This is a genomic window from Blautia sp. MCC283 (assembly GCF_018785565.1).
Taxonomy (GTDB): Bacteria; Bacillota; Clostridia; order Lachnospirales; family Lachnospiraceae; genus Blautia_A.
In genome coordinates this window covers 1-14,809 of the sequence record NZ_WQQB01000015.1, presented here as the reverse complement: position 1 = coordinate 14,809, position 14,809 = coordinate 1, and the positions used below count along the sequence as shown (strand labels likewise).

14 protein-coding genes and 2 pseudogenes are annotated in these 14,809 nt (G+C 41.1%); 14 read left to right on the top strand and 2 right to left on the bottom strand.

Annotated elements, in window-relative coordinates; all coding sequences use genetic code 11:
- From GPK81_RS04315 to GPK81_RS04295, 5 genes and pseudogenes are all read left to right on the top strand, one after another.
- Nucleotides 1-402: a (deoxy)nucleoside triphosphate pyrophosphohydrolase gene (locus tag GPK81_RS04315; RefSeq protein ID WP_215706607.1), complete on the top strand. Its 402-nt coding sequence runs from the start codon at nt 1-3 to the stop codon at nt 400-402.
- Nucleotides 403-596: 194 nt separating this feature from the next.
- Nucleotides 597-1,253, top strand: coding sequence for a flavodoxin family protein (locus tag GPK81_RS04310; protein WP_118071593.1), 657 nt, complete (start codon nt 597-599; stop codon nt 1,251-1,253).
- 343 nt (nt 1,254-1,596) lie between these two features.
- A complete protein-coding gene (locus GPK81_RS04305) occupies nt 1,597-2,976 on the top strand; it encodes an IS4 family transposase (RefSeq protein WP_174087615.1) in 1,380 nt (459 codons plus the stop codon).
- Nucleotides 2,977-3,137: 161 nt separating this feature from the next.
- A pseudogene (locus GPK81_RS04300) lies at nt 3,138-3,323 on the top strand (flavodoxin family protein); the annotation flags it as partial.
- 227 nt (nt 3,324-3,550) lie between these two features.
- The gene (locus GPK81_RS04295; protein WP_252196596.1) at nt 3,551-4,018 is read left to right on the top strand and encodes a nitroreductase family protein; all 468 of its coding nucleotides are present in this window, start codon (nt 3,551-3,553) and stop codon (nt 4,016-4,018) included.
- A gap of 147 nt (nt 4,019-4,165) precedes the next feature.
- Here the strand turns inward: GPK81_RS04295 and GPK81_RS04290 are convergent, their stop codons facing one another.
- The gene (locus GPK81_RS04290) at nt 4,166-5,074 is read right to left on the bottom strand and encodes a LysR family transcriptional regulator (protein ID WP_215706606.1); all 909 of its coding nucleotides are present in this window, start codon (nt 5,072-5,074) and stop codon (nt 4,166-4,168) included.
- A 113-nt stretch (nt 5,075-5,187) separates the two neighbouring features.
- Between GPK81_RS04290 and GPK81_RS04285 the strand changes: the two genes are divergently transcribed.
- The 4 genes from GPK81_RS04285 (at nt 5,188) to GPK81_RS04270 (ending at nt 8,875) form a co-directional block, all read left to right on the top strand.
- Nucleotides 5,188-5,511 carry a hypothetical protein gene (locus GPK81_RS04285; RefSeq protein WP_244096117.1) on the top strand — a complete coding sequence of 108 codons (324 nt, stop codon included), beginning with the start codon at nt 5,188-5,190 and terminating at the stop codon, nt 5,509-5,511.
- A gap of 2 nt (nt 5,512-5,513) precedes the next feature.
- On the top strand, nt 5,514-5,780 hold the full coding sequence (locus GPK81_RS04280; protein ID WP_294421083.1) for an adenine deaminase C-terminal domain-containing protein: 267 nt from the start codon (nt 5,514-5,516) through the stop codon (nt 5,778-5,780).
- 105 nt (nt 5,781-5,885) lie between these two features.
- Entirely contained in the window at nt 5,886-7,115 is a 1,230-nt protein-coding gene (locus GPK81_RS04275) for a dicarboxylate/amino acid:cation symporter (RefSeq protein ID WP_021976865.1), read from the top strand.
- 293 nt (nt 7,116-7,408) lie between these two features.
- Nucleotides 7,409-8,875 (top strand): sensor domain-containing diguanylate cyclase, encoded by a 1,467-nt coding sequence (locus GPK81_RS04270; RefSeq protein ID WP_021976866.1) that lies wholly within the window; start codon nt 7,409-7,411, stop codon nt 8,873-8,875.
- A gap of 97 nt (nt 8,876-8,972) precedes the next feature.
- Here the strand turns inward: GPK81_RS04270 and GPK81_RS04265 are convergent, their stop codons facing one another.
- Nucleotides 8,973-10,358, bottom strand: a complete 1,386-nt coding sequence (locus tag GPK81_RS04265) for an MATE family efflux transporter (protein WP_021976867.1) — start codon at nt 10,356-10,358, stop codon at nt 8,973-8,975.
- A gap of 175 nt (nt 10,359-10,533) precedes the next feature.
- On the opposite strand from GPK81_RS04265, the gene GPK81_RS04260 reads away from it, so the two are divergent.
- From GPK81_RS04260 to GPK81_RS18640, 5 genes and pseudogenes are all read left to right on the top strand, one after another.
- Entirely contained in the window at nt 10,534-11,451 is a 918-nt protein-coding gene (locus GPK81_RS04260) for a helix-turn-helix domain-containing protein (protein WP_174088732.1), read from the top strand.
- 42 nt (nt 11,452-11,493) lie between these two features.
- Complete coding sequence (locus GPK81_RS04255; RefSeq protein ID WP_118071602.1) at nt 11,494-12,288, top strand: hypothetical protein; 795 nt, start codon at nt 11,494-11,496, stop codon at nt 12,286-12,288.
- 185 nt (nt 12,289-12,473) lie between these two features.
- On the top strand, nt 12,474-13,571 hold the full coding sequence (locus GPK81_RS04250) for a DGQHR domain-containing protein (protein WP_215706605.1): 1,098 nt from the start codon (nt 12,474-12,476) through the stop codon (nt 13,569-13,571).
- A 60-nt stretch (nt 13,572-13,631) separates the two neighbouring features.
- A pseudogene (locus GPK81_RS18645) lies at nt 13,632-14,017 on the top strand (DUF1016 N-terminal domain-containing protein); the annotation flags it as partial.
- 135 nt (nt 14,018-14,152) lie between these two features.
- Nucleotides 14,153-14,641, top strand: coding sequence for a PDDEXK nuclease domain-containing protein (locus tag GPK81_RS18640; protein ID WP_442860741.1), 489 nt, complete (start codon nt 14,153-14,155; stop codon nt 14,639-14,641).
- Nucleotides 14,642-14,809: the final 168 nt, after the last annotated feature.

The window sequence follows — 14,809 nt, the reverse complement described above, 5'->3', positions numbered from 1 at the left end:
ATGAAAACAATAAAAGTAGTAGCGGCAGTTATCAAAGCAGTAAATAAAAATGGTGAAGATATTATTTTTGCAACTCAGCGGGGATACGGAGAATTCAAAGACGGCTGGGAATTTCCGGGTGGAAAGATAGAAGAAGGAGAAACACCCCAGGAATCCCTGAAACGAGAAATCATGGAAGAACTGGATACAGAAATTTCTGTTGGAGAACTGATTGATACAATAGAATATGACTATCCAACCTTTCATCTGTCCATGGACTGCTTCTGGTGTGAGGTGATAAAAGGCAATCTGGTACTGAAAGAAGCTGAAGATGCGAAATGGCTAAAGAAGAACGAGTTGGATAAAGTAGACTGGTTGCCGGCGGATGTGGAGTTGATTGGGAAGATTGGAATGGGACAGTAGATTTAATGTTAAGATGAGATAGCATATAAATTATAAAAAGAAGTTTAGAAAATATTCAGTTTTATATCAAACCCGGGAAAAAAGTTTTTGCATGTTTTGGACCATATATCCCAGGAGGAGGCCATGGACATGTTTCAATTGAATTAAAAGGGAAATTGTAAAATTTTTTGTAAAATAAAGAGGAGGGTATTCACATGAAAGTAATACTACTAAACGGAAGCAGCCACCCCAACGGAACCACAATGGCAGCAATCAAAGAAATGGAAAAAGTATTTCACGCAGAGAACGTAGAAACGGAAGTGATTCAGGTGGGCGGAAAGCCGATTGCGGATTGTCTGCAGTGTAATGTCTGTCAGAAAACAGGAAAGTGCGTGTTTAAAGATGACGGTGTGAATGATTTTGTAGAAAAGGCGAAATCTGCTGATGGTTTTGTTTTTGCAACGCCGGTGTATTTTGCACATCCCAGTGGAAGGATTTATGATTTCCTGGACCGGGCGTTTTACAGTGCAGGGGGTGATGAAGTTTATGATGTCTTTAAATTTAAACCGGGAGCAGCGGTAGCTGTTGCAAGAAGAGGCGGAACAACTGCAGCGCTGGATGGTCTGAATAAATATTTCGGAATTGCACAGATGCCGGTTGCTGGTTCTACATACTGGAACATGGTGCATGGTCTGTATGGAGAGGAAGCACCGCAGGATGAAGAAGGAATGCAGACCATGCGGAATCTTGCCAGAAATATGGTATGGATGATGAGATGTTTTGCCCTTGGAAAGAAAGAAGGGGTGCCTTATCCTGCGACAGAGACAGAAGCATGTACGAATTTTATCAGACGAGAAGATAACCAAAGATAAAAGAGTGGGGGGAGTTTTGTGATGCGACAAAACTTCCTTTCTTTCATTTATTTTCTTAATCTGTGAAAAACTGCAGGTGGATGCGGCGCGTGATATGGAACATGTTATCAATTATATGGACGATATTACAAATGAAAGGTTATGAAGATATATGATTTTGGTATATTGGTCGGAACCACAGAATAAGAAAATACATAAAAATATATGACTAAAACTTCCCACACCGATGCGGTGTGTTGAACCTTGAAAATTCAATATTTCAGCCAATAAAAAAGGCATAAATCTGTTCACTTTGGTATAATGGAGTTGACTAGAAACCATCTTTACAAAGGAGATTTATGCCATGTCCAGTATACCACAAAACCATTTCGATGAGAACGACTTAATCGACTGTGTTCAAAGATTTTTTTCCAAACATCATGTCGGCAAACTTCTTGCTAAATGCAACGGAATGAAAGAAAAAGGTGTTTCACCTGTTTCCCTGCTTCGTTACAAGCTCAGTAACATTTTTATCGGAAGAAGTATGTATATGCAGCAACGAACCGGCTCTTTTAAGGAACAGTTTTCTAAAAACACTTTCTATCGCTTCCTTAATTCTACAAAAACAAACTGGCTCCGTTTTACTTCTCTTCTTGCAGCAGATATCGTGAATAATGACATTCGTGATCTGACAAACCAAGAAAGAAAAAATGTATTCATCATTGATGACAGTCTTTTTAATCGCACAAGCTGTAAGAAAACAGAACGGGGATCAAGAGTTTTTGACCACACGGATATGCATTTCAAAAAAGGCTTCCGAGTGCTTACTTTAAGCTGGAGTGATGGAAATACATTGATTCCTGTTAACAGCTGTCTGTTGGCATCCGCAAAAGATACAAATATCATTGGCCCGGTAAAGACCTTTGATAACAGAACCCTTGCAGGCAAAAGACGCAAACTTGCTCAGACAAAAGCACCGGAAGTAATGATGACACTGTTGGATACTGCCATCAGTGCAGGACTGAAAGCGGATTATATCCTGTTTGATTCCTGGTTTTCCAACCCGGCACAGGTCACAGACATTCACTCAAGAGGTATGGATGTGATTGCCATGATCAAGAAAAGCAGCCGGATTAAATATTTGTACTGTGGTGAACAGCTGAATATCAAAGAGATCTATTCCCGGAATAAAAAACGCCGCGGCAGATCAAAGTATCTGCTTTCTGTTGATGTTATGGTAGGAAAAGAAAATCCAATTCCTGCAAAAATTGTTTGCGTAAGGAACAAAGCAAATCGCAGGGATTGGCTTGCCTTTATCTGTACAGATACTACTCTTTCCGAAGAAGAGATCATCCGTATTTATGGGAAACGCTGGCAGATCGAGGTTTTCTTCAAGACCTGTAAATCCATGCTGAACCTGATTGGAGAATGCCATAGTTTATCTTATGATGCACTGACAGCCCATGTGGCCATTGTGTTTACCAGATATATGTTACTTGCAATGGAACAGAGACAAAATGAAGATCAGCGAACTCTTGGGGAACTGTTCTTCTTCCTTGTTGATGAAATGGCAGACATTACTTTCAACAGATCACTTGGCATCCTAATGGATTCCTTAATGGCGAGCCTTCAAGAAAATTTAAAGCTCAGTGATGAACAACTGACTGCTTTTACCACTGATTTTGAAGCAAGACTGCCGGAATATCTGCGAAATGCACTCCATCCCAAGGCTGTAGCGGCATAAATTGCTATTTTGTTAGCTGAAATATTGAATTTTCAAGGTGCGAATCCCATTTTAGGTATGGGAAGTCTTAGTTATTAACAAATAAAATGGAATATTTCTATTCAGATATTCAGTTTTATATCAAATTAAGGAAAAAAGTTTTTGCATGTTTTGGACCATATATCCTAAGAAGAGGCGGAACAACTGCAGCGCTGGATGGTTTGAATAAATATTTCGGAATTGCACAGATGCCGGTTGCTGGTTCTACATACTGGAACATGGTGCATGGTTTGTATGGAGAGGAAGCACCGCAGGATGAAGAAGGAATGCAGACCATGATGAATCTTGCCAGAAACATGGTGTGGATGTAGAGTGAGGGGAGTTTTGCGATGCGACAAAACTTCCTTTCTTTCATTCGTTCTCTTCGATTATGTGAAGATGGAAAAGTCAAGCGGATATTCGCAATCCGCTTCGCTACTTGCTCATAACCAAATAACTGCTCCGCAGTTTATCAGGAGGAGCTTGCGCTCATCCTGATACAAGCAAGTCCCCACCCACTGCTTATTGCTTTTCGCAATTGAAGCAGGGGACTTACTTGATTTGGTTAAAACTACAGGGAAAAAAATCAGGAGGCAAAAAATGCAGGAAGCGATCAAAAACAGAAGAAGTATCCGAAAATACAAAGACATGCCGGTTTCCAGACAGCAGCCCATATATAACCGGTGCGGAGCATACTCTTCAGATCATGAGACAGGCTCCGGTGGTTATTTTTGTTGTAAATGAAATTGCGGCATCCTTTGATAAGATACTGACTATGGATGAACGTGTATCGGAAATCTGCAATGCACAGTCCATAGGTGCAGCCATTGAAAATATGACACTTACCGCTACAGAACTTGGTCTTGGAAGCCTGTGGATCTGTGATACATTTTTTGCACAGAAAGAGCTGAGCGAATGGCTGAATGGAGAACTTTATGCGGCACTGGCCGTGGGCTATGCAGAGGAAAAAACCTGCGCCAGACCAAGGAAAAAACCGGAAAATACTATAGAATGGCGGTTATAAAAATATTTTCACTGAAACCAGATAAAAATATCCATGTTGAAAAATAAAAATCAAGATAGCTGGTCAGGAAATATGGAGCTGACATCAATACTTCACAGAGCATGGCAGGCGGTGGGAGCCTTTTTACAGAGAAATACTTACTTAATCCTACAACACCTCCCTTGCAGTACAGATAAAATCCCTGGCATACTGAGGAAGATAGGTACCTCTTCGGTATGCAATAGTCAGTGTGCTGAAAACGCCATCTTCACCAATGGAAAAGCAGGCTGGTTTTACAGGGAGGTCCATATTTCGGACATAGGTTTCTGGAGTGAAGCACATACCAAGTCCCTGCATGCAGAGCTTGACACAGGTTTCTGTGTTGCGGCTCTGGATGGGTACGTAGGGTTTGATATGGGCAGCTTTCAAAGCTTCCAGTGAAAGCTGTCCGGTGGTCTGTTCCGGAAAATGCAGGATAAAAGGCTCTTCTGCCAGAAGGGAGAGATCAAGTTTCGGGTATGTGCTGTGAGTGGATGCCTTGCCGGCAGATGCAAGGGGATGATCCGGCGGCATGATCAGAAGGATCTCTTCCTTTTTCAGAAGCTCATATTCCAGCTTGGGGTGTTCATGAACCTCGTTAAAAATGCCGAAATCAAGCTGATCGTTAAGAAGAAGTTTTTCCTGGATGGAATAGGCTTCTTCCAGGATATTAACCTTTACTTTGGGATATTTTTGAAAAAAAGAGGTCATGATCTGAGGAACCATACAGGTACTCCTCATCAGAGGGAAAGCTACGTTCAGTTCCCCTTCATTATTTTCTGTAAGATCTTTCAGTTCTTTTTCCCAGTCCTGCCGTATCTGCAGGATCTTTCGGGCATATTCCATGTATTTGCGGCCTGCGAAGGTAGGCGTATAGCTGTTTCCACTTCGGCTGAACAGTTTGGTTCCCATTTCCCGCTCCAGTTTCTGGAGATGTTTGGTTAAGGTTGGCTGAGAAATATAAAGCTCCTGAGCAGCTTTTGTAAGGTTCTGATGTTTTGCGATGCAGAGAATATACTGCAGTTCATGGTAATTCATAGACTCCTCCGACTATTCCATTTTGGCATAATTTTTATGTATAATATGAATTTGACTTCCTGATATGGGTATTTTACAATACTTTCTATCATCATATCAAGGGGGAAAAACAAATGAAAAACTGGCTGGAAAAACAGTTCAGACTGTCTGAGTTCAATACAGATATAAAAACAGAACTTCTGGCAGGTCTGACAACCTTTGTAACTATGGCATACGTACTTGCCACGATTCCCAACATTCTGGCAGGTGCCGGCTATGACAAACATACGACGCTGACGGTTATGATCCTTCTGATCATTGTGACCAGCTGTGCAATGGCATTGTTTACCAATCGTCCATTTGCTCTGGCACCGGGACTTGGAAGCGTTGGGATCATTGCATCTATGATCACCAATGAAGGGGTAAGCATGCCCATCGCAGCAGGGGTGAATTTCTGACAGTGAAAGACGGAGAGATCCTTTCTGAGCTTGCACTTCCGGTATGTGGGCTTCTTTCTGAGAAATCCATCGAGGAAAACGGCCTTGCACTGAAAGCGGTAAGAAAAAGCCTTGTGGATCTGGGCTATGTGCATAATAATCCGATCATGTCTGTGGGCACTCTGGGCTTACCGGTAAGTCCGGCACTGAAACTGACAGACCGGGGCCTGGTGGATGTGAAAAAAGGGGAAATTGTTCCGCTGATTGTAAGTGAAAAGAGAAATAAATAAAATATCGTTGTTTTTACAGTCGGATCATGTTATAATGAGTCGTCAATGAAGACACTGCGATGGGAGCAGTGTCTTTTTTTGTATAAAAAACAGGGGGAAGATCAAATGAAAGAAAAGAAAAAACTGTCTCTGGCCATGCAGATCTTTATTGCGCTTGTACTGGCCATCATTGCTGGTCTGCTTATGCAGAGCCATGCGGATTTTGCCGAATCTTATATTAAACCATTCGGTACCATATTTTTGAATCTCGTTAAATTTATTGTTGTTCCAATCGTGCTTTTTTCCATTATGTGTGGAATCATCTCCATGAGTGATATCAAAAAGGTTGGTGCGATCGGTCTGAAAACCGTTATCTTTTATCTTTGTACCACTGCTTTTGCGGTTACCATAGGACTTACTGGCGGAAATCTTTTTAAAGGACTTTTTCCGGTGGTAGCGACTACGGATCTGACATATGAAGCAGCAGAGGCTACTTCTTTTATGGATACAATTGTAAATATTTTCCCGTCAAACTTTGTATCTCCCATGGTAGAAGCAAATATGCTGCAGATCATTGTGATGGCCATTCTTCTTGGTTTTGCCATTATCCTGGTAGGAGAAAAAAATATCCGGGTAGTAAATGCGTTTAATGATCTTAATGAGATTTTTATGAAATGCATGGAAATGATCCTGAAGCTGTCACCCATCGGTGTGTTCTGCCTGCTGTGCCCGGTCATTGCGGCAAACGGTCCGACGATCATCGGATCTCTTGCAATGGTACTTCTGGCCGCATATATCTGTTATATTGTCCATATGCTTGTTGTGTATTCTCTTATTGTTAAGACCATGGGCGGATTAAGCCCTGCAAAATTTCTCAAGGGAATGCTTCCTGCCATTATGTTTGCGTTTTCCAGTGCTTCTTCTGTGGGAACCCTTCCGATCAACCTGGAATGTACAGAAAAGCTTGGAGCAAAAAGAGAAGTTGCATCTTTTGTACTTCCACTGGGCGCAACGATCAATATGGATGGAACTGCGATCTACCAGGGTGTCTGTGCAATCTTTATTGCATCCTGCTATGGTATTTCCCTTACACTTCCGCAGATGCTGACTATTGTTCTTACCGCAACACTGGCTTCCATCGGAACTGCCGGCGTGCCCGGAGCGGGTATGATCATGCTGGCAATGGTTCTTACATCTGTGGGACTTCCGGTGGATGGTATTGCACTTGTTGCAGGTGTTGACCGTATCTTTGACATGGGACGTACTACCGTCAACATTACAGGCGATGCAGCTTGTACTATTGTAGTCTCCAATATGGAATCCAGGCGTGAGGCCAGAAAAGGGGCAAAACAGTAATCAGATACTGCTGAAAAAAATCTGCATTTTTTAATCTCAGGATTGGAAGATGCAGTTTTTTTGTTATAATTTCCAAAGAGCAGATCAGTGAGCTCCTGCATGCGGCACGGTCAGTTGGGTATGCATAGGAAAATCCTTTGCACCAGGCCAAGGAAAAAGCCGAAAATACTATAGAATAGACAGAGTAACTTTGAAGGCTATTGGTCTGACCTTTAAATGATAGATGAGAAAAATAAAAATTCATGGTAAAATAAAAGCATGCAATATAAAAAGGCAAAAACAGGAGAAAACGTATGAAAAAGAGTCACTTTGAACTGAAGAATTATGTTACTGCAACCAGTGTTTTTGTCCTGGCGGTTGTGGCAGGAATTTTGATTTTCTTTGGGTGCGTGCAGAGATCTGTGCAGGTGAATTCTCAGAAAACTTTAAAGACCAATGTGGAAAGACAGAGAGAGCATCTGTGGACGATTCTGGATATCAATTATCAGTATCTGAATGAAATTGCCTCTGCAGTAGGAAAGTCAGAAGAACTTTTTTCCGAAGAAAATAAAGAACGTCTGGTGTCCATCTATGAGAAAACAGATCTGGAACGGGTAGCGCTCATCGACAAAAATGGGGATGCGTATTATGATAATGGAGCTACCAAGAATGTTTCGCACAGAAGATATTTCAAAGAGGCAATAAGCGGAAAACAGACTCTCAGTGATCCGCTGGAAAGCAGTGTTGACTACGAAGTGAGAGTTGTGCTTGGAGTGCCTGTATACAAAAATGATAAGGTGATTGGAGTTCTTGGCGGTTCCTGTAATGTTACCGCACTGAGCCATATGTTGTTTGATGATCTTTTTGACGGAGCCGGAAACAGTTTTCTGGTCACCAGTGATGGAGAGATCATTGCATTTGACAGTGGATCTGCTTCCAGTACGGAGATTACGTATGGAACCAATCTTTTTGAGTATTATGGAGAGAAAAATCTCAGAGGAAAACATACGCTCCAGGATATGCAGGTGGATTTCAAAAAGGGTGACAATGGACTGGTAAAGCTCAGCCTGGGCGAAAGAAAAGAAGAAGTCTGTTATCTGGCATATATGCCGATTGGATACAATGACTGGATGATCTGCTACACAGTTCCTGTAAAAAATGCCCAGCAGGTATATGATTTTATTTCCAGATATGAACTGATATTTATGGGAGCTTTCTGCATTTTGGTAGCAATGCTGGTTTTGTATATCATAGTGCGCAATAATAAAGAAAAGGCAGCGTTGATCCGGTCTGCACAGACCGATGCTTTGACAGGTGTTTATAATAAAGAGAATACACAGAATATGATTGATGAAATACTACGGAAAAAAGATCCCGACAGTTTTCATGGCTTTTTGATCCTGGATATGGATCATTTTAAAGAGGTTAATGATGTTTATGGGCATGCTATGGGAGATAAAGTTCTGGAGATGCTGGGAAATTTTCTGAAAAAACAGTTCCGGGAGCAGGATGTGATCGGACGCATCGGGGGCGATGAATTTGTGATTTTACTTTATAACATTGGCTCCCGTCAAAATATGGAAAACAGGGTAAAAAGTCTTCAGGAAAAAATTCGTGAAATCCATATGGATGGAATGGAAGGTCATACGTTTACTTTAAGCGCGGGCATTGCTTTTGCACCGCAGGACGGGGATACTTTTATGGAACTGTATCAGAAGGCAGATCTTGCTCTTTATCAGGTAAAACGTTCCGGAAGGAACGGATACCGAATCTATAAATAACAGAATAAAAAGAAGACAGAAGATATCCGGCAGGGAAAACAGGAAATCTTCTGTCTTTTTTACATAAATCGGAAGGTTAATATCTGCTTTGAAGTTCTTATGCTTCCGTGATTTTCTGAATGATCGTTCTGTTTATGACAACCAGAAAAGCTACAGATACGATCAGAGAGATAATTTCCGCAATGGGGAATGCCCACCACACTGCGTGAAGTCCGCCGATGGAAGCAAGGATATAAGCGGCAGGTACCAGGACAAAAAGCTGACGCATGATGGATACGATCATACTGTATATAGCTTTTCCAAGTGCCTGGAATACAGTTCCTGCAATGATACAGAACCATGCGATCAGGTAATGGATACCAATGATCCGAAGTGCGGGAATACCGATGGCAAGCATATCACTGGAAGCGCTGAACAGTTCCAGCAGTGTTTTCGGAATGAATTCGAAGGCAAGGAAACCGATAAATGTAAAACAGAATGCAATGAACATGCTGACTTTGACAGTTTTAAGCATACGCTTTCTATGGCGTGCCCCATAATTGTAGGCAATGATCGGTGTAATACCGTTGTTAAGCCCAAATACAGGCATGAAGAAAAAACTCTGTAATTTGAAATAAACGCCAAATACCGCAGTTGCGGTAACTGTGAACTGTATCAGGATCAGATTCATGCAGTAGGTCATGATGGAACTGATGGACTGCATGATGATCGAGGGAATACCTACTGCGTAAATATGGCTGATGATCTTAAGATCAGGACGGAAGCCCTTAAAACTGAGCCGTACTTCATGATTAAATTTATGATTGCAGGTTCCGGCAACGATGCAGGCTACACACTGTCCGATCACGGTAGCCACGGCAGCTCCGGTAACTCCCATTTTCGGAACACCGAGAAGACCAAAGATCAGGATCGGGTCAAGGATGATGTTGGTGACTGCTCCGCACAGCTGGGAAGTCATGCTGAAGATTGTTTTTCCTGTGGATGTGAGCAGACGCTCAAAGAAAAACTGTCCAAGCAGACCAAAGGAGAACATCATAACTGTGCTGAGATATTCGATTCCAAATTTAAGGATCTCAGGATCTGCGTTATGTACCTGACTGGCGTAAAATGGTTTTACAACCGTAGCTCCAAGAACCAGGAAAACCAGGTAACTTAAGCCGTACAGGAAAGCAGCGTTGCTGGCTGTGCGGTTGGCTTTTTCGAATTTTTTTTCTCCAAGGGATTTGGAAAGCAGTGCGTTCATACCGACACCGGTACCGGCACCTACCGCGATCAGAAGTGTCTGCAGCGGAAAGGCCATGGAAACCGCAGTCAGAGCATTTTCAGACAGCATGGCAACGAAAACACTGTCCACAATATTGTACAATGCCTGTACCAACATAGAGATCATCATTGGCAGAGACATGTTCAGTACAAGTTTCCCTACGGGCATGGTGCCCATTTTGTTTTCTGCTATGGGAGCAGATGTACTTTTTTGATTCATACTTCCTCCATTTATTATTTTTATATTTTTTGTCTAATTGGATATATTAGCATGAAAATATAAGGGTTTCAAGAGAAGAAGAGTATCTGTATAAAATATCGTTGCTATTCCGCAGAGATTCTAATAAAATAAAAGGAACACATAAGAGAATTTTTACAGAATATGGAGACAATAAATGCAGAAAGCAGAATATCGTTATTATGAAATTTCTCGGGATATTCCTGTTCTGGTGCTTACCGGGGAAAAGTGGGAAACTATTTACGGGACAGACAATATGCATTTTCATAATTATCTGGAGATCGGTTATTGCCATTATGGAAAGGGAACGGTGCAGCTCGCGGATCGAGAACTTACTTATGATGCCGGCACCATTACATTCATTCCTCATAACATTCCGCACAGGACATGTCCGGAGCAGAAAAAGGCAGATGAGAAGCAGAAGTGGGAATATCTGTTTGTTGATTCCGATACTATTTTGAAAAAATGTTTTGCAGATGTGCCGGAAAAGTACGTAAAATTAAAAAAGAACCTGGAGCAGAAAGTTTTTGCGCTGGATCAAAAAAACAATAAAAGAGCGGCAGAACTGATGCAGATGATCATAGAGGAAGAACAGTGTAAAAGGCCAAATTACAAGTATGCGATTCCGGCTCTTGCACTGAACCTTTTGCTGTTTTTTGACCGGCTGGGGCAGGAAAAAATGGAAGAAACCCCGCTCTCGGATACAATGGATTATATTCGGAAACTGATAAATTATATGGAACTGCACTATATGGAAAATATTATGGCGAAGGATCTTGCCAAATGCTGTGAGTTAAGTGAAACGCATATGAGGAGGATCTTTCTGGAACATACCAATACAACACCCCTTGAATATCTGAATCTGGTGCGGATCAATAAAGCCTGTGAACTTCTGATGAAAGGAAACTGTTCAGTGGAGAGTGTATCCGAGCAGGTCGGATACACGGTTTTATCTACCTTTATGCGGAATTTTAAAAAGATCACCGGACTTTCCCCGAATTCATGGAGAAAGAAAGCGCTGGAAGATCCGGAAAACATTGGAGCATATCAGATTTCAGTATTTAAAGGATGGTAAATAACAGCGATAAAGATCAGCTGCAAAGAGGAGTGCGTAATTATGAAAAAATGGAAATGTTGTTTAACAGCGATTGTGATCGCGGCGGGAAGTATGCTTGTGGGATGTCAGGAATCTTCATCAGCGAAGCCTATAGAAGCCATGTATATCCCGGCGGGAGAAGACGGTCACCTGATGGTAGGAGAGGGAACAGGAAATGTTTTTACCGTGACAATGCCCGATAATATCCAGGATAAAAACGGAAAAAAAATCTCCGAGGAAGACCTGAACCGGGGCGATATCGTAGCAATCTACGGCGACGAGATCATGTTGGAATCCTATCCTGGCCAGTATCCAGGTGTAACAAAGATCAAAGTTGTCAAAGAAGGAAAAGCATCCGATGCCGACCAGTATCAGGACATTCTCGATGAATTCTGGCCGGAAAAAGATCCCGGGGAACTGCCGTATCTGAACATAGGATACCGTGCATCTTATGGTGAAGTCAGCGCAGCAGCCACGCGCGGAGGATACAGCTGGAGCTATGCAGATAAAGATGGGGTTGAACAGAATAAAACGGCAGACAGTGCAGCAGTCACTCAGTGGCCAGACCTCCCGGTTATGAATGTGGACGGGACTACAGATATGGAACTGTATTTCGACACAAAACCAGAAAAAGTAATAGCAACCGCATTTCCGGCAGAACTTTCCGGAGAAAGCGATCCAGGCGCAGGAGCAGAAGCGGAAGTAGAAGAAAAAGATGGAAATTATATAGTAAAAGATGTACAGAAAGATATGATCTACCTGATCCGTGGAGAGTGGGGAAATGGATGGGTGGAATTTGGGTTTGATGTGGGATAAAAAATCCTAAATGAATTATAGTTGAGATTTATCCAGTGATGTTATGAACATTATAATCATATATCGCTGGATTTTTTATTTGACAGTTTAGATCTAAAAAATAGATCTTGATTTTTGATCTGAAATTGATATAATACATATATAGATCAACGTAATTAATGTTTTGCAGTATTGGAGGAATACAGATGAGAAAAGTATATTTATTTCAGGTTACTCAGCATAATTTAAAAAGATATGTGGGAAAAGCAGACCCCAGAGATTTGGTAAGACTGGCGACGAAAGTTGAGATGAAGGTTGAACAGGAGGCGCAGAGACCGGTTAACCCCAAAAGACTGGAAGAGATTGCAACATTTGTAAGTGGAAATGGCTCTTTATCAACATCTATTGTTATAGGAACAACGAATGATAATCTTACGGTCCATCCAGTAAAAGAAAGTCCTGTGAAAAATTTATATTATATGGAATTTCCGGAAACAGATGCGGAATTTGCAAAATTTAAGGATTCCTTTGATATCATGGACGGACAGCACAGATTGTTTTCTTTTTTGCCGGAATATAAAAGACTGGCGGATGATGATGTATTTGAGCTTACCTTTGAAATGTACATAAAACCAACTACAAGAGATAAACGAATTATTTTTAAAAACACAAATGAAAAACAGGAAAAGGTAGCATCCAATCTTCTGATGTGGTTTCGGGAAAAACTCGGGTTGCTGTCAGGAAAAGAAAGAGTATATCATCCAGTTGTAGCTCTTTTGAATACAGAAACATGTTCGCCTCTTAAAGGACGTATTATTATGGGGGCGGAGAAAATAACGGGCGGTTTCAAAGCGCAGCAGGTTATTACGATTCTTGATAAATCTGATGTAATTAACATCGCAGGGATACCGCTGGAAGATGATAAAATGCTTCAGATGATCTCGGAATATCTGACAGGTTGGGAAGATGCAGTTGGAGCAAAAATAGCAGAGAGGGATAAAGAACTGGGAGCTTTTTCTAAGATAGCGGGTTTACGTTTTATGATTCTGTTGCTTCCGGCCTTTTATGATCAGGCAGTAAATGAAAAACGAAAATTTTCACGTCAGTTTATATCAAAAAAATTGAACATGCTCTTTAAAAAAGAAGGAATGGAGCCAAGAGATATTTTTGCCAAAGACAGCGCTTATATTAAAGCTCTTGGAAATAATCCATTTGCAGGAGAAACACCAACAACACTTCTGGCAAAAGAATGGATTGCGAAACTGAATAATTCTGCTTCCACTGATTTTGATCCACTGGCGTAGAGTTTGAAATGTTTGATGATGTAAATAAACTAAAAACAAGAGTTATAGGAAAGTGAGGCGATGCATATGCTAATGAATACACCGGAATATCTTTCCATTGTTGAAAATATTAAACGTGAAATTATTGCTGCACAATACCATGCGGCGATTCATGTGAATACAGATATGTTACTCCTTTATTATGATATTGGCTGCGTTATCAATGAACATAAATCATGGGGAAATAAGTTTATTGATAATCTTGCCGCAGATATTCGAATAACTTTTCCAGAAAGCAAAGGGTATTCTGTTCGTAATTTGAAGTATATGGCAAAATTCGCTGAGACTTATTCAGATCGAGATTTGTGCAACAGGTTGTTGCACAAATTCCATGGGGGCACAATATTGTTCTTCTGGATAAGGTCGCTGATATGGATGAACGCAAATGGTATATAAAAAAGTCAGCAGAAAATGGCTGGTCTCGAAATATTCTTGTCCATCAAATTGAAAGTAAATTATACCAACGACAGGTTCTGGCGGACAAGGTTACGAATTTTGAACATCGTTTGCCATCTCCACAGAGTGAACTTGCAGTGCAGACCATGAAAGACCCATATGTCTTTGATTTCATTCCTTTTCGTGAAGATATGCTTGAACGAGATATTGAGCAGGCATTGGTTCGTGATGTCACGAAACTGCTTTTGGAACTTGGAACAGGCTTTGCATTTCTGGGAAATCAATATCATCTGAATATAGGTGGCGATGATTTTTACATTGATTTGCTGTTTTATAATCTGAACCTTCGCTGCTATGTAGTTATTGAACTGAAAACCGGCGACTTCAAACCGGAATATGCTGGTCAGTTAAACTTCTATCTGTCAGCTGTAGATGGCATTTTAAAGAAAGAGCAGGACAATCCGTCTATTGGTTTACTTCTGTGCAAAAGTAAGAATAATGTAGTGGCGGAATATTCTCTCAAGGATATTTCGAAACCAATTGGTGTGAGTGAATACAAAATAACCAGCAGTTTGCCAGATGATCTGGAAAAGCAACTGCCATCCGTTGAGGATATTCAGAAACGGATTAAATAATCTACTGGCAAATTTTTACCGATATTGTGGAATAAAATATAAAAAAATGAGTGTAATCACTTCGTTTCCTAGAGTGGGGACGGGGTGATTTTCACGACAAACGCATGAGTAAATAAATTGTGAACACACCCCTTTTCTAGTAAAATAAAAGAAAAAGGGGTGTTATTT

Bases quoted from the DNA above. Each gene is read 5' to 3' on its own strand.
- GPK81_RS04315 (WP_215706607.1), top strand. From the start codon at position 1: ATGAAAACAATAAAAGTAGTAGCGGCAGTTATCAAAGCAGTAAATAAA.
- GPK81_RS04310 (WP_118071593.1), top strand. From the start codon at position 597: ATGAAAGTAATACTACTAAACGGAAGCAGCCACCCCAACGGAACCACA.
- GPK81_RS04305 (WP_174087615.1), top strand. From the start codon at position 1,597: ATGTCCAGTATACCACAAAACCATTTCGATGAGAACGACTTAATCGAC.
- GPK81_RS04290 (WP_215706606.1), bottom strand. From the start codon at position 5,074: ATGAATTACCATGAACTGCAGTATATTCTCTGCATCGCAAAACATCAG.
- GPK81_RS04285 (WP_244096117.1), top strand. From the start codon at position 5,188: ATGAAAAACTGGCTGGAAAAACAGTTCAGACTGTCTGAGTTCAATACA.
- GPK81_RS04275 (WP_021976865.1), top strand. From the start codon at position 5,886: ATGAAAGAAAAGAAAAAACTGTCTCTGGCCATGCAGATCTTTATTGCG.
- GPK81_RS04270 (WP_021976866.1), top strand. From the start codon at position 7,409: ATGAAAAAGAGTCACTTTGAACTGAAGAATTATGTTACTGCAACCAGT.
- GPK81_RS04265 (WP_021976867.1), bottom strand. From the start codon at position 10,358: ATGAATCAAAAAAGTACATCTGCTCCCATAGCAGAAAACAAAATGGGC.
- GPK81_RS04260 (WP_174088732.1), top strand. From the start codon at position 10,534: ATGCAGAAAGCAGAATATCGTTATTATGAAATTTCTCGGGATATTCCT.
- GPK81_RS04255 (WP_118071602.1), top strand. From the start codon at position 11,494: ATGAAAAAATGGAAATGTTGTTTAACAGCGATTGTGATCGCGGCGGGA.
- GPK81_RS04250 (WP_215706605.1), top strand. From the start codon at position 12,474: ATGAGAAAAGTATATTTATTTCAGGTTACTCAGCATAATTTAAAAAGA.
- GPK81_RS18640 (WP_442860741.1), top strand. From the start codon at position 14,153: ATGAAAGACCCATATGTCTTTGATTTCATTCCTTTTCGTGAAGATATG.